This window comes from Dickeya oryzae, assembly GCF_020406815.2.
GTDB lineage: Bacteria > Pseudomonadota > Gammaproteobacteria > Enterobacterales > Enterobacteriaceae > Dickeya > Dickeya oryzae.
In genome coordinates, this window is sequence record NZ_CP162670.1 from 1,875,351 (window position 1) to 1,890,766 (window position 15,416).

Consider the following 15,416-nt stretch of genomic DNA (forward strand, 5'->3'; position numbering starts at 1 on the left):
TATGAATAAAATGAATAAGACAGATATCCACCAGACATGCTGAGGATATCTGTACCCGCCGCTTTAGTTAACCAACCGCTGGATGCCGTCACGCGCCAACGCGTAACTACCGCATTTTTGGTAAAATTCCAGAGCCTGCTGCTTCATGCCGACACACTCCAAAATAACGCCGATATTGTAGTTGGCTTTATAAGAGTTGACGCCTTCTTTATTCCCTGTTGGCATGTTTGTACATTGCAAAAATAAATCGACTGCATTCTGCAGTTGGCCATTATTCATCAGGGTGAGGGCTTTCAAAAATATAAAATCAGTGGATGAGAAGTTGGACTCATACTGGATAATATCCATCGCTTCTTCATATTTCCCCGCATTGATCAACGCATAGCCGTAAGTTTCAATCAGGTCTTCGGTGTATTCGTAAGTAAAATTGGTCTCGAAGCGTATTGCCTGTTGAAAATAGTGAATGGCTGTCGAATAGTCGCGTTTCAGATAATAACTTTTACCTAGCTGGAACAGCAGGTATGGATCGTTAGCCTGCGCTTCCAATGCCTGTTGTAGCAAATTGATATTCCGAGTGATTTTATCTTTTTCCTGCAGAATCTCCTTTTTATACCCGACATGATGCAGACGTATTGGTGAAATAAATGGGCGGGGCGGTGAAACACTGGGATCCCGTGGTGTAACCTGTTCATGAATGATGCCTCTATAATGATAGAGATCTTTACGGAATAGGCGAGTTAGCAACTCCTTGACCGTAGTGGTCTCACTGCCTTCATCGAGATAATTGATGAGTTCTACACGACCGGGTGCTTGCGGATGCGCTTTTATCAGAGCGTGCAATGCATCAATATCAACGAAGTCGACTTCTTCATCGGCATCAACCACGAGAACCCAATCGTTACGCGCGTAATCCAAAGACGCATTGCGTGCCGCAGAGAAATCGGCGACCCAGGCGAAGTCATAAACATGGGGGGTGAATTGGCGGGCGATGGCTTTGGAATCATCAGTAGAACCCGTATCGACAACGATAATATCATCAAAATGCGCCGCGATAGAGGCCAGCGTACTGGCAAGATGCCTGGCTTCGTTTTTCATTATCATGCAGACGGAAATCATTGTATTTACCCGCCAGAGGAAAAGAGTTCGACGATATCCTGTCACCAGCAGACATCATTGGCGCAATTATCGTGCACTATGCCGCATCGCAACACCGATGCGTCCGCCATCAGAATAGCGGTATTGGGCGTCCTTCGTCATTGACTGCCACGAAATTGAACTGACCGGTAATCACTTTGGTGCGGCCTTCGGCGTACATCTGCTCCAGATAGACCGACACATCTACGGTCAGGCTGGTACGTCCGACCCGGCTGACCTGCCCGACCAACTCCACAATCGTGCCTGATGGGATAGGGGTCGTGAAATTGATCTTTTCAGTAGAAACGGTGACCAGGGGTTTATGGCAAAAACGGGTAGCAGTAATAAAAGAGATTTCGTCCATCCATGCCAGTGCGGTGCCGCCAAACAACGTGGAATGGTGGTTGATAGTGGTAGGGAAGACGACTTTGGCGACCCGGGTGATGGATTGCTGAATGCGTTCTTCCTCAGTTAATGCTTGTGTCATGATGCGACGACCTTATGGAGTAACAGGAACGCGGTTATCTTACACCAATTCTGTTACAGCGGTCTGGCCGTTGGTCGATTAAGGTCGTCTAACGGCCAGTCTGGGGTGGATGGTTTGAGGTGGTGGTGGCCCTATTCGTATTCTTGCCGCCAGGCCGCGCACACGCCAGCCGTTCTGTCGGGGCAAGGCGTCAGGTCACCTGCCCACAGGTGTCACAGTCTGGATTCTTCGATAAGCGCATGTCGCGAAATTGCATCGTCATCGCATCAAACAGCAGCAATTTACCCGCCAGCGGCTGGCCATAGTGCGCCAGCAACTTGATGGTTTCCAGCGCCTGCAATGACCCTATCACGCCAACCAACGGTGCCATCACACCCGCTTCAACACAGGTGAGCGCACTGTCGCCAAACAAACGGCTGAGACAGCGGTAGCAAGGCTCCTGCGGTTGATAGGTAAAAACGCTGATTTGCCCTTCCATTCGGATCGCCGCACCGGAAACCAACGGTATTTTCTGCAGAAAACAGAGATGGTTAAGCCGCTCACGGATGGAGACATTATCGGTGCAATCCACCACGACATTGTGTTGCGTCACGACAGCCTCTAGGGCGTCATCGTCCAGATTATCCTGAATCGGTGTTATCTGAACGTGTGGATTGATGCGTTGCAAGGTCTGACGGGCCGACTCGACTTTTGGCATGCCGATGCGATCGTCACGATGTAACACCTGGCGTTGCAGGTTGGACAGTGACACGGTATCAAAATCCAGCAGGGTGAGTTGGCCGACACCGGCTGATGCCAGATACTGCGAGGCGGCACAACCCAGCCCACCTAACCCGACAATCAGTACCCGAGCGGCTTTCAAGCGCTCCTGTGCATCAAAATCAAACCCGCGCAGGACGATTTGCCGGTTATAACGCAGCGTTTCTTCATCAGTCAGTTCAGGCAGCATCAGTAGTGGCTCTGCAGCAGTGAGTTGAAGGGTTCGACTTCCACCCATTCGCCCGCGTCAACACGGCCGCGTTCCGCTTCCAGTACGATGAAGCAGTTGCCGAGACTGAAAGAACTGAACACATGAGAGCCTTGATGCCCGGTGGTCCGTACTTCCAGGTCGCCCTGTGGGTTACGGGTTAACACGCCACGTTGGAAATCCAGCCGGCCGGGCGATTTTTTCAGCGGTGTCGCTGTTTTGACCCGGAAACGGGCCGGCAATGACCACCCGCTATGGCCGGACAACTGTGCCAGCAGCGGTTGCACGAGCTGGTAAAACGTTACCGCGGCGGAAACCGGGTTACCCGGCAGTCCGCAGAACCAGGCGTGGCTCAGCTTGCCAAAAGCAAACGGTTTACCGGGTTTGATGGCCAGCTTCCAAAAGCGGATATCCCCCAGCGCTTCCAGCATCTGTTTGGTGTAATCCGCTTCTCCTACTGATACGCCCCCGCTGCTGATCACCACATCGGCAGCCTGATCCGCCTGCAGAAAGACCTCACGCAGCGCGGTGGGATCATCACGCACGATGCCAAGGTCTATGACGTCATGGCCCAATTGTTCGAGCATCAGCCGTACCGCAAAGCGGTTAGTATCGTAAATTTGCCCTGGTTGCAACGGCTCGCCGACAGGTTGTAGCTCATCGCCAGTGGAAAATAGCGCCACTCGCAGACGGCGTACGACCGATATGCTGGCAATACCCAGTGATGCCAGCAACGGCAATTCGGCCGCCCCCAGCCGCGTACCTGCGGGCAGAACCTGCGCCTGCTGTTGGATGTCCTCACCGATACGGCGGATATTCTGGCCCGGTTTCACCGCATGGGTGAACCGAATCCGGCCATCGGCATCGCTCTGTGTTTCCTCCTGCATGACCACCGCGTCGGCACCGGCGGGGATCGCCGCACCGGTCATAATGCGAATACAGCTGCCTTCAGGCCAGTCTGCGTCAAATGGCGCGCCAGCAAATGCTTTACCTGCTACGGGTAACGGCTGACCGGTGAGCTCATGACACCGCACGGCGTAGCCGTCCATCGCCGAATTGTCGAATGGCGGCACATTGATAGGCGAGGTCACCGCGGTGGCGGTAATACGACCGGCAGCCTGATAGATAGAAACGGTTTCCGTGGCGGTAAGTGCGGAAACTTGCGTCAGCATGGCATGCCGCGCCTGTTCCAGAGAGAGTAAACCCGAAGTATCCATGGCAGCTCCACACACCCGTTCGTTGCATGGCAGAGCAGGCAAAACAGGCATGACATTGATGTATCGATAGCGTGCCATTATGGCAGAAATCGCCGGGGGGGAGAATGACGTGTGTCAGAAGGGAAAGGGATAAAAAAACGCGGCCGAAGCCGCGTCTGAAACCGTGTTCGCCCTGTCATCCAGGCGATCGGCACGCACAATCAGAACGAGGTGCGCTTGTAGGTGCGGTACTGCGGATGCCAGAAGTTATGAGCAATCGCTTTGACCAGCGCATCTTCAGATGTTACTTCCGCCACACCCTGCAACTGGGCGGCTTTAGCCACTTCCAGCGCGATGTGTTTGGATACTTCCTGAATGGTGCCGACATCAGGCAGCAGTGCGCCTTCACCCTGATTCGCCAGCGGAGAGCAGTCAGCCAGCGCACGGCTGGAAGCCATCAACATGCCATCAGTGATACGTTTCGCACCACTGGCCAGCACACCCAGACCAATACCCGGGAAAATGTAGGAGTTGTTGCACTGTGCGATCGGGTAAACCTTGTCTTTGTGCTGTACCGGGGAGAACGGGCTACCGGTCGCGACCAGTGCGGCACCGTCGGTCCAGCGGATGATATCTTCCGGACGCGCTTCCACACGGGATGTTGGGTTGGACAACGGCATTACGATCGGGCGGGCGCAATTGCGGTGCATTTCACGGATGATTTCTTCCGTAAACAGGCCCGGCTGACCTGACACACCGATCAAGATGGTCGGCTTGGCGTTACGCATCACATCCATCAACGAGATAGCGTCACGGGTGACATCCCACTGAGCCAGTTTATCGCTTTTCTGCACCAGTTTGCTCTGGAAGTCGAGCAGGTTAGGCAGTTTGTCGGTCAACAGGCCAAAACGGTCTACCATGAATACGCGGGCGCGGGCTTCTTCGTCGCTCAGGCCTTCAGACTTCATCTGTGCGATGATCTGCTCGGCGATACCGCAACCGGCGGAACCCGCACCCAGGAAAGCCACGGTCTGATCACGCAACTGGCTGCCTGCTGCACGGCTGGCGGCGATCAGGCTGCCCAGGGCCACGGCGGCGGTACCCTGAATGTCGTCGTTGAAGCTACAGATTTCATCACGGTAGCGGTTCAGCAACGGCATAGCGTTGTTCTGTGCGAAATCTTCGAACTGCAGCAGGACGTTCGGCCAACGGCGTTTCACAGCCTGAATGAATTCGTTCACGAACTCATAGTATTCGTCACCGGTAATACGCGGGTGACGCCAGCCCATGTACAGCGGGTCGTTGAGCAGTTGCGGGTTGTTGGTCCCAACATCCAGTACCACTGGCAGAGTATACGCCGGGCTGATGCCGCCGCACGCTGTGTACAAGGACAATTTACCGATCGGAATCCCCATACCACCGATACCCTGGTCACCCAGACCCAGAATACGTTCGCCGTCCGTCACCACGATGACTTTTACGTTCTGTTTGGTGGCGTTTTGCAGCATATCGTCGATATGCTCACGGTTAGGGTAGGAGATGAACAGACCACGGGCACGACGATAAATGTCGGAGAAGTGTTCACAAGCGGCACCGACCGTCGGCGTGTAAATGATCGGCATCATTTCGCTCAGGTGGTTTTCCAGCAGGCGGTAGAACAGGGTTTCGTTCGTGTCCTGGATATTACGCAGGTACACGTGTTTTTCCATGTCGTTCTTGAATTCCTGATACTGCCGCCAGGCGCGTTCTGCTTGTTCTTCAATGGTTTCTACTGCCTCAGGCAGCAAACCGTGCAGGTTGAAATGATCACGTTCTTCTTCGGTAAAGGCGCTGCCTTTGTTCAGAAGGGGGAACTCGAGCAGGAGGGGACCAGCATAAGGGATGTAGAGCGGACGTTTACTTTCGTATTCCAATTCCATGACTTTTTCGACTCTTTGGTAGCTGAAATCGGTTCGGAGAACCAGCGGGAAGCGATCGATACCGGCGATCTTAAAGTACCCAGCAAATATGTACAGGGATTGTTAATTAAAATAATTACAGATGACTTGCATATAAAAAATTATGTGGGGGAAGTCACATAGTGGCGACTTTTAGCGACAACAAAGGCCACAGAAGGGGGTGGGGATGCCGTCATCTCATCAATAAGACGACGGCGTGATGCTTCAATCGGCCAGTGCGTGGTGCAGTGCGGTGCACCCCAACGAGGCCAGCAACGGTTGGGCCAGACTCCACTGACTGAGTGCGGCATGGCTTGACTCCACCAGAACCGCCCGCTGAATATCGCTGAATACTTCGCCCGCCAGATTGACCAGATTCAGTGCCGCCTGCAAAGGAGGCAGGCTGGGGTTGAATGCAGCGTTTTCCGCATAACGTCCGGTGTAGCGATGGCCTTGCCGCGTCTCTAGCGCGATACCGCTAAACGCCTTGCTGTACGGTGCGTGGCTGCGGTTGGCGGCGGCTAGCGCTAACTGGCACAGCGTGTCGTCCGTTGCCAGTGTTAATCCATTATCGATGGTATCCATCAACAGGGTGTTGATCGCTAAATCACGCGGGCCAAAGGCATCCGGCAGGTAATGGCTGAGCGCCGCTGCCGCCCGTCCCGGCAGACAAATACGCAAGTCAGGCGCACTGTTCAGTTCATTCATGAACTGGCGGCAGTGACCACAGGGCGTGTAATTGACGGTTACCGCGCGCAGTGCAGGCTCATCGCGCAACCAGGCGTGGCTAATCGCGCTTTGTTCGGCATGGACAGTCTGCTGTAACGGCAGGCCGTCAAATTCCATATTAGCGCCCCAGTAGAATGCGCCGCTGACTCCTTGTGCGATGGCGCCAACGTGAAAATCAGAAACCGGTGTCAGTGCACAGGCGGCGGCCAGCGGCAGCAAGGTAAAGGCCAGTTCATCGGCGTCGAGCTGACAGTGGGCGCAAATCTGGCGGACGTCGTCGGCGGTTAGCATGGCGGCGAAATCGTCACGCGCCAGTATGGGAGCCAACGCGGTTTGTAGCGTCGCAGGCAGTTGCGTGAAGGCGTCATGAAAGCGTGCTTGCATGGTGGTTTCTCTTCCCCGGTTTACAAGGCGTACTGACCCAAGTGTGGACAGTGATACAGCTAATATTTGTGATTATTATCACTTTTAGAATGAAATGAATGAAAAAGAAATCACAAATGCGAGATATCTCGCAGGTTTCAGGCCGGGTAAAAGCAGAAAAAACAGATGGAGGGGGCGTTATGCCCCCATCAGGCGGATGATCACCGGAAATAGGAATGGCGCGACCAACGAGGTAATGATGCCGCAGATAACGAGCGCCAGCGAGCTGAAGGCACCTTCCTGAAAATCGACTTCCGCGCAACGAGCTGTACCCAATGCGTGTGACGCGGTTCCCATCGCCAGTCCCCGGGCGGATTTAGCGTGAATATTCAGCCGATTAAGCAGCGTGTGGCCCATCACCGCGCCGACAATACCAACAAGAATCACACACAGGGCGCTGATGGCCGGAATGCCGCCGATAGCGCTGGCAACGGCCATAGCGATTGGTGTGGTGACTGACTTTGGCAGCACGGAGGCAGCGATTTCCCGCGAGGCACCGAGCCACAAGGCAATCACGGTGCCAGAAATAATGGCGGTAACACTGCCGATAAAACAAACGCTGATGATGGATTTCCAGCGCGCGCGGATTTGGTGTAGCTGTTCATACAACGGTAAGGCCAGCGCCACCACCGCAGGTTGCAGCAGACTGTTGAGGATGGCGCTACCGCTAAAATAATGATTGTAAGGGATATCCAAAACCAGCAGCAGCGGGATGATCACCAGCATTGAGACCAGAAGCGGGTTCAGTAACGGCATTTTCAACGTTAATGCCACTTTGCGGGCACCAAAGAAAACCACCAGTGTTAGCGGTAGTGACCACCACAGATAATTCAGCATTATTTCTCTTCCTTCGTGTCTGCGGTGTTTCGGTCTGGCGGTATTCGGTCACGGTGCATCATCTGGGTGGTGTAACCCACAACGGTCATGACCACAAATGTGCTGACCAGACAGGAGACGACGATGGGACCGAACTGGTCGCGCACAACGCCATAATAGTTCATCACCCCCACCCCGATAGGCACGAACAGTAGTGCCATGTAGCGGATCAGCAACTGGCAACCCGGTTTGACCCAGCGCGACGGCAGAATTTGCGATGCCAGCAAGGCAAACAGCACCAACATGCCGAGAATGCTGCCGGGAATGGTAATCGGAAGTAACGCGGATATCGCATTGCCAATAAACAGACACAGATAAATCAATGCGAAAGCGCGTAAATACTGCCAGCACAGTGTGATGGTATTGCGCATAGGGGAAAATCCTGGAGAACCGTTAAGGTGATGATAACGCTAATGTCGTCAGTGTGCTACGAATCACAAAAATGAGGGGGAGAGTTTCGCCTCTGTTGTACGGTTTTTCATGAATTGCCGCTGATTGAATGGGGGAAAAGAGCAGTCTGGGTAGTAGGGGGATAGAGCGCCGCCCCATAACTCCGGGGCGACGTTTATGCCATTACACCATTACGCTAGCTATTAAGTCTGTTACGTTCGCTCTATCACATTGGTTCCATCATATTGCTTCCATGCCATTGGCTAAATGGCATGGATTACATGATATTGAACCGTGACGCGGGCTTAGTGAGGCAGGCCATAACCGAATGGGAACAGCGGTTTTGCACTGTCATAAGGGAGATCGGGCTGCTGGTTGCGCACCGCCGACATAGAAGACGGCAGCTCAAACGGCAATTTTGCCGTATAAGCCGCGCCTGACATCAGTCGGTTGAGCAATACACTATCGCTAACGCCAAAGTTGGCGACCAGTGCGCGGGTTTTATCCACCACATTGGTCAGAATGGCAGGCCGCTCCATATAGACGGTGACCAAAGTTGGCACCCTGGCGCTGGCACGCACGATAGCCTGATAGTCCGGGTTGTCGTTGCGAAATGCCAGCGACCCTTCATGATGGCGGCTGCCAAAGAAAAAGTTCTTGTGTGGCTGTTCGTATGGGGTGTGGGTACGGATCAGCGCCACATCTGCCTGCTCTGGCGTATTCACGACGATAAAACCAGCCTCCTGCGCGGCGTTTGCCGCAATGCCATGTAGCCAGACCCGGCTGCCTTTACGCAGCGGTAACAGATTGTTGTTTTGCAACAAGACCAGCGAGCGAGCCTGGGTATCGTCTGCCAGTTGTTGCCAGTCTGCCTTGCCGACGATGTCGTTAGCTTGTGTGGCATTAACGTAGGGACGCTCGAATAATCCGGTCTGGAATTTCTGTTTCAGAATGCGGTTGACGGAGGTATCAAGGCGAGCCTCGCTCAGTTTGCCGTCCTGCACCGCTTGCACCAGCAGCGCTGAGTCGGTGACGCCGCCGAACTGATCGACCCCGGCATTCACGGCTTTGACGAAGCGTTCGGCGGGTGTCAGTTTCTCCACACCCCACGGCATACCACGCGGCACCGGTTTTTCACCCGGCTTCACACCGGTGAGGCAATCGCCTTTGCAGTCGTTGGTGATAAGCCAGTCACTGAGGATGACGCCGTCAAAACCATACTGTCCGCGCAGCAGGTCAGTGAGCAGGAAACGGTTGAACCCGGCACCGACCTGTTCGATGGGTTTGCCGTGCCAGCGCGCGTTTCGCAAAATGGAGTAAGTCGGCATGATGCCCGCCGCATGGGCTTCAAACGCGCCGGTAAACGGGTCGATGTGCCATTGCAGGTTGTTTTGCCGGAATTGCGCGTATTTGCCGTAAACATTGTGGCTGTCCCAGCCGTCTTTTGCCGCACCATACCCGACCCAGTGTTTTACTATCGAGATGACGCTTTGTGCGTTAAGGCCATTTTTACCGTTCTGCATACCGGTGACATAACCGCGCACCATTTTTTTCGTCAGGTCGGGGTCTTCGCCAAAGGTGCCATCAATACGCGGCCAGCGTGGTTCGGTGGCGAGGTCTGCCTGCGGTGATAACGCTTCGGTGATGCCGACGGCGCGGTATTCCTGGCGCACAATATCAGCAAAGCGCCTGACCAGTTCTTCGTCGCCAATCGCCGCCAGTCCAAGCGTTTCCGGCCATTTGCTGAATTTACCGGCCGATACACTGACACCAACCAGCGACTGGAACGAACTACGCGGGTCGGTGCTGATAGTGATAGGGATCCCCAATCGGGTGGCTTCCGCCAGTTGCTGTAATTTATTGTTTTCTTCCGCCATCTGAGCCGGGTTATCGCCAGAAAGCCGGGTAATAAAGCTGTTGACGTAGCGATCGGCAATCATGGTTTTTGCCGCGTTGAGGTCATATTGCGTACCGGCACCGGTGACGCTGCCTGCCGTTGGCGCGGAACCGTGCATCATCACCCCAGCTTTTTCTGCCAGCGTCATGCGTGAGACCAGGTCCGCCGCCCGCTCTGCCGCAGGTAAACGCCAGTCTTCATACGGGTTGAGTTTTCCGTCGCGGTTCAGGTCTTTAAATGTCAGCCCGTTGACCTTGATCAACGGTGCGCCACGGGTATCGAGCACGGCCTGTTGTACTGCGCTTGCCAGAGGGGAAAACAGTAAGGGTAGCGCGATGAGAAGCGCCTTTTGTCGTATCGCACTTTTTTCCATGTGTAGATTTCTCGTTATTTGAGGTGGTACAGCGGTCGCAGACAACAACAACACCGCTTCACAGCGCATGTGGGAGGGTGCACGCCATTGTCCTGTCAGAGAGGTCGTTCACATTAACAATTCACATTAGCAATTCACATCAATAGTCCACATCAACACTAGTGCAGCCTTCAGGTGGCCTTCAAGTCAGCGGGGTAAAATTCTGGATAGAGTTCAAAGAAATAGTGGTGAACTGCGTGCTGCCACCGGCGCGGGTGGCAGCTGTCATTGCGCTGTGCGTAATAGTGCATAATAAAGGTGGTGAATGAATCTGGTCAGGCTTAGTGGATAAATGAGGTGATGCTTAGCAGACTCATCGTCAACTGGTTATGCAATAGCATTGCCAGCAGAATCAGGCTGGTTGACCCCATTTGGGTTAACACCGCGCGGTGTAGTCGGGAGGTGTGCAGTAACCAGCCTGGTTCACCGGGGCCAGTGGTGTCCAATGCGGTCGTGGCCGGGTCACGCCATTTCTTTTCTGCGATAGAGTCGATGACGAAAAACGCCACGCTCAGGACAAACCACAACTGGAATAAGCGGTGCCAGTCATCCAGCCACAGCATGACAGCCCCGCTTATCATCAGCAGCCAACCTGCCACGTTGTAAAATCTGTCGGTAATGGTTAATCCACTGAGCAGTAGTTGCTTTTCGGGGTTCTGTTGGCAGGATTGCAACCGCCATGAAAGCCAGGGGGCAAACAGTAACGGGCCAGTGGCAGCCACTGCAGCCAGCGCATGCAGCAATTTCATCAGGTTATATTCCAGCATGGGTCATTCCTTTTTTATCGTGAATCGTGTTTTATCGTAAATCCTAGTGTGCTTACGGTAACGCAGTACGACCAAGCCGGGAATGCTCGATAAAGTCATGGTATCGAATGAAAGTGACAATTCACGTCAATGAGGCGATGTGGCCATCAGTGTTCTGGCAGAACACCGATGGTAGTCGCCGGGAAGCCTGTGGGCGTATCGTGGTTTGGGAGAACTCAGGGCGTGGGAGAGTTTTGTGTGTTGAGGTGTCGGCGTGCGTGGCTGGGGCTATTGCCAGTCATGCGGCGAAACCAGTGCCCAAAGGAGTCGCTGGATGAAAATCCTAGCTGGATGGCCAGCTCATCATTGGATTTATTGTCTGCCAGTCCGCGCCAGGCTTCGGATAATAACAGGCGATTGTGCCATTCGGTGAAGCGTAGCCCGGTATGACGCACAAACAGTCTGGCCAGCGTACGTTCCGTCGCCCCCACCAGTTTTCCCCAGTCAGCGAGGCTGCGGCGTAATGCCGGTGTGGCGATGAGACAGTCAGTGATTTTTTTCAGGCGGTGATCGCCGGGTAGGGGCAGGGAGAGGTTGCTGGAGGGCATTTCCTCGATTTCTTCGAAGAGCAGTTGCAGGATGCGATCGCGACGTTCATCGCTCAGTGTGGTCTGTGCAAAGGCCAGGCGTTCGCACAAGCCGACGATAAACGTGGACGCATCCAACAGTTTTATCTCACTCGACGAGCAGTGGCACAGCGAGGGGGCAACATACAGCACGGTTAAATCAACCCGATGTAAGGCATGCCCCCAGTGCACGACATTCGGCGGGATCCATACCGCCATGCCCGGTTTAATCAACCAGTTTCGAAATGCCGTGTGACCGTACAGTATTCCCTGACGCACCAGAACAAACTGTCCCTGAGTGTGCTGGTGCGGTACATTTTCAGATACGGAAACTGAATCAAGAATACGCTCGGTAAAAAAAGCGTCATGCTGGTGGATCACGTCGTCCATTATGCATCCGTCAGTGTTGCCCGTTACTGTCAGGATTTTTGATAGTAATTGGGGATAAGGAAACAAAAAATCACGCCTACCAGCATACTTCCCCCCAATAATGCGAAACAAGTCTGATATGTATTTCCTGTCTGAATATGCTGTTGCAGCGTCGCCAACAGGTTGACGCCAACGGCTGCGCCAATATTGCGTAAAAACTGGATGGTTGAGGTCCTGGCACCCAGACGCTCTGGCGGTGCGCTGTTTTGAGCCAGTACCAGTGTGGTGGTGGCGGTGAGTCCCATCCCCAGACCAATCATGACCAGTGCCAACGCGATAACCAACGTGTTATTAAGCGTCAGCGCAGCATTCATCACCATACAGCCGATAGCCAGTAACGCCATTCCGGCACCCGCCATCGTTCGATATCCCCGCTTAGCGAGCAGGTTGCCGCATACGGCAGAGCCGACGACCCAGCCTAACGCAGCCAGCATAATCAGCAGCCCACCCGATAACAGCGTACCACCAGACTGACTGAGTGCCAGAGGCAGCAAGGTGACGGAGGCATAGAGACCTGCGCTGGAAAGCATGACCAGTACAATGACTGAGAACAGCGCACCGCGGCGGAAAAATTCGACGGGAATCGGGCTGCTGAGCGGTTGTTTTTGCAGGCGCAAGGCCAGGAATCCAGCGCTAATCAGTACCAGCGCGACAGGGGCAAACCAGGGCATCATCAGGCGCGATGAACTGGTCATCAGCCACATCAGCACGCTGGCTAGCACGATGAGCGCCAACTGTGCGGTCATATCGAGGCGAACCGTGTTTTGTCGCTTGCCCACCGTCGGCGTAAACACCAGCAACAGCAACGCACCCAGCCCGACGGGCAGGTTGAACCAGAAGATAGACCGCCATCCGAACCAATGGGTTAATACGCTACCGCACAGTGGGCCAATAATAGCGGCAAGCCCCCAAACAGCGCTGAGCATGCCTTGCATTTTGCCTCGCTGGCTGGCGTCAAACAGACTGGCGAGTAACGCGTAGGTCAATACAATCAGGCCGCCAGCGCTACACCCTTGCAAGACGCGTGCGGCAATCAGCCAGCCCATCGTCGGGCTGACGGCAGCCAGAACCGAGGCGGCCAGAAAGATGATCAGGCTGGTTTTCAGCGTGATGGAAACACCGAGGCGGTCAGCGCAGGCACCAGCCAGCGGAGCAATCAATGCCACGGGCAGTAAGAAGCCGGACATGATCCAGGGCCAGAGTTCGGCGTGGCCCAACTCATCACGCATGGCTGGCAGTGCGGTGCTGACAATGGTGCTATCCACCGCGGCAAGAAACAGGGTGGCGACAATCGCCACCACACCTAAACGTGTTTTAGGTTGCGGCATTGCTGCCGCATTCAGAGCGTGTTCTTTCATGCGAAAGGACCCCAGCTATGTATATGAGAAGATTCGGAGAAATTAACGACCAGCGCCTGTGTCTGTTCGGTCATGGGGTTATTCATGAGTAACCCATGGTGGTATTCTGATTTATCTATAATTCCAATATGCTTTGAGATAAATATCGAAAATGTATTTTTGCTTCGCTAGAGACTCCATCATCAGGATAAATAATATCAGGCTGTATATCAGCACTGCCAATAGCTCTACTTTTTGCTTCAAATAGAGCATGCTGATCCTTTGCTTGAAATTCCATATACGATAGGAATACTAGCAACGTTGATGCTTATGGAGAATGACCATTCAGGACAGAATGTCGAATAAAACAGACATTAATAGGAACCAATTTTTTTAATAATGTTGGCCCCTAAAAATGAATTCAGGTTTTTTTAAGAAAATAAAAAGGTAAATATTTTACCAGCACGCTGATAATTATTCCGGAGGGGGATTGCCTGGCGTTTAAATATCCAGGCAGGCAAGCAGAAAGTATGGATCAGTGGAAAAACGAGGTATGGGCACCACTCACGGCATCCGCGATAGCGTGAGTTAATTGTGCTAAGGCCTGCGGTTCAATGATAAACGGTGGCATCAGATAAATCAGTTTGCCAAAGGGGCGAATCCATACTCCCCGTTCGACAAAGAACCGTTGCAGGTTTGCCATATTGACCGGCCGGTGGGTTTCCACCACGCCGATAGCACCCAACACCCGTACATCGGCAACCGCGGCTGCGTCCCTAAGCGGCAGCAACGCCTGACGCAGTTGCTCTTCGATGGCCGTCACTTGAGCTTGCCAGTGATTTTCTGCTAGCAGTGTCAGGCTGGCGTGGGCCACGGCGCACGCCAGCGGGTTTCCCATAAAGGTCGGGCCATGCATGAAGCATCCGGCCTCGCCATTGCTGATGGTCTCGGCGACCGCACGGGTGGTCAGGGTGGCGGACAGTGTCATGTAGCCACCGGTTAGCGCCTTGCCAAGACACAGTATATCCGGCGTGACGTCGGCGTGTTCGCAGGCAAACAGACGCCCGGTGCGGCCAAACCCGGTGGCGATTTCATCGGCGATCAACAAGATGCCGTGTTGATCGCATAACTGACGGACTTGTCGCAGGTACTCGGGATGATAAAAGCGCATACCACCCGCACCCTGCACGATAGGTTCCAGAATGACGGCGGCAATTTCACGCTGATGCTGTTGCAGCAATGCGCTGAACGCCGATATATCTTCCTGTTGCCACGGCTGGTCAAACCCGCTGCGCGGCGCATCGGCAAACAGATGCGGTGGCAGATATCCCTGATAAAGACTGTGCATCGAGTTGTCCGGGTCGCACACCGACATCGCGCCGAAGGTATCGCCATGATAGCCGTGGCGCAGTGTCAGAAAACGCTGACGACGTTTCCCGCGTGCCTGCCAGTATTGCAACGCCATCTTCATCGCCACTTCTACCGCCACCGATCCAGAGTCGGCCAAAAACACACACTCCAGTGCAACTGGGGTGATTGCCACTAACTGGCGACACAGTGCCACCGCCGCCGGATGGGTGATGCCGCCAAACATGACATGCGACATCTGCGCCAGTTGTGCTTGCAGCGCCTGATTCAAGCGTGGGTGATTGTAGCCATGAATCGCCGCCCACCAAGACGACATGCCGTCCACTAACTGGCGGCCATCAGCCAGTTGCAACCGGTAGCCGCTGGCAGCGGTGACCGGATAACAGGGCAGTGGGGACGTCATAGAGGTGTAAGGGTGCCAGATATGGCGCAGGTCGAAGTTCAGGTCATCCTGATTCATAC

General features: G+C 54.1%; 13 protein-coding genes. All 13 read right to left on the reverse strand.

Translation table 11 applies throughout. The features are described from left to right. Window positions 1-63 precede the first annotated feature (63 nt). On the reverse strand, window positions 64-1,116 hold the full coding sequence (locus LF929_RS08135) for a glycosyltransferase (RefSeq protein WP_226093673.1): 1,053 nt from the start codon (window positions 1,114-1,116) through the stop codon (window positions 64-66). 109 nt (window positions 1,117-1,225) lie between these two features. Further along, on the reverse strand, window positions 1,226-1,621 hold the full coding sequence (locus tag LF929_RS08140; protein WP_038908340.1) for an acyl-CoA thioesterase: 396 nt from the start codon (window positions 1,619-1,621) through the stop codon (window positions 1,226-1,228). 190 nt (window positions 1,622-1,811) lie between these two features. Beyond that, complete coding sequence (gene moeB, locus LF929_RS08145) at window positions 1,812-2,570, reverse strand: molybdopterin-synthase adenylyltransferase MoeB (RefSeq protein WP_226093670.1); 759 nt, start codon at window positions 2,568-2,570, stop codon at window positions 1,812-1,814. Continuing rightward, window positions 2,570-3,805 (reverse strand): molybdopterin molybdotransferase MoeA, encoded by a 1,236-nt coding sequence (gene moeA, locus LF929_RS08150; protein WP_210177181.1) that lies wholly within the window; start codon window positions 3,803-3,805, stop codon window positions 2,570-2,572. The genes moeB and moeA overlap by 1 nt, the downstream gene beginning before the upstream one ends. Window positions 3,806-4,005: 200 nt before the next feature. Beyond that, window positions 4,006-5,703 (reverse strand): NAD-dependent malic enzyme, encoded by a 1,698-nt coding sequence (locus LF929_RS08155; protein ID WP_038904743.1) that lies wholly within the window; start codon window positions 5,701-5,703, stop codon window positions 4,006-4,008. A 243-nt stretch (window positions 5,704-5,946) separates the two neighbouring features. Next, window positions 5,947-6,834, reverse strand: coding sequence for a cytidine deaminase (cdd, locus tag LF929_RS08160; RefSeq protein WP_226093669.1), 888 nt, complete (start codon window positions 6,832-6,834; stop codon window positions 5,947-5,949). 177 nt (window positions 6,835-7,011) lie between these two features. Further along, window positions 7,012-7,710, reverse strand: coding sequence for a CidB/LrgB family autolysis modulator (locus LF929_RS08165; protein ID WP_193744472.1), 699 nt, complete (start codon window positions 7,708-7,710; stop codon window positions 7,012-7,014). Beyond that, window positions 7,710-8,120: a CidA/LrgA family protein gene (locus tag LF929_RS08170; RefSeq protein WP_038904741.1), complete on the reverse strand. Its 411-nt coding sequence runs from the start codon at window positions 8,118-8,120 to the stop codon at window positions 7,710-7,712. Before LF929_RS08170 ends, LF929_RS08165 begins: the two co-directional genes overlap by 1 nt. Window positions 8,121-8,444: 324 nt before the next feature. Beyond that, window positions 8,445-10,409 (reverse strand): glycoside hydrolase family 3 protein, encoded by a 1,965-nt coding sequence (locus LF929_RS08175; RefSeq protein ID WP_226093668.1) that lies wholly within the window; start codon window positions 10,407-10,409, stop codon window positions 8,445-8,447. Between the two features lie 320 nt (window positions 10,410-10,729). Further along, window positions 10,730-11,215 (reverse strand): hypothetical protein, encoded by a 486-nt coding sequence (locus LF929_RS08180; protein WP_226093667.1) that lies wholly within the window; start codon window positions 11,213-11,215, stop codon window positions 10,730-10,732. Window positions 11,216-11,430: 215 nt separating this feature from the next. Beyond that, window positions 11,431-12,210 carry an AraC family transcriptional regulator gene (locus tag LF929_RS08185; RefSeq protein WP_038904738.1) on the reverse strand — a complete coding sequence of 260 codons (780 nt, stop codon included), beginning with the start codon at window positions 12,208-12,210 and terminating at the stop codon, window positions 11,431-11,433. 29 nt (window positions 12,211-12,239) lie between these two features. After that, complete coding sequence (locus LF929_RS08190; RefSeq protein WP_210175550.1) at window positions 12,240-13,607, reverse strand: MFS transporter; 1,368 nt, start codon at window positions 13,605-13,607, stop codon at window positions 12,240-12,242. 514 nt (window positions 13,608-14,121) lie between these two features. Beyond that, window positions 14,122-15,414, reverse strand: a complete 1,293-nt coding sequence (bioA, locus tag LF929_RS08195; RefSeq protein ID WP_210175551.1) for an adenosylmethionine--8-amino-7-oxononanoate transaminase — start codon at window positions 15,412-15,414, stop codon at window positions 14,122-14,124. Window positions 15,415-15,416 lie beyond the last annotated feature (2 nt).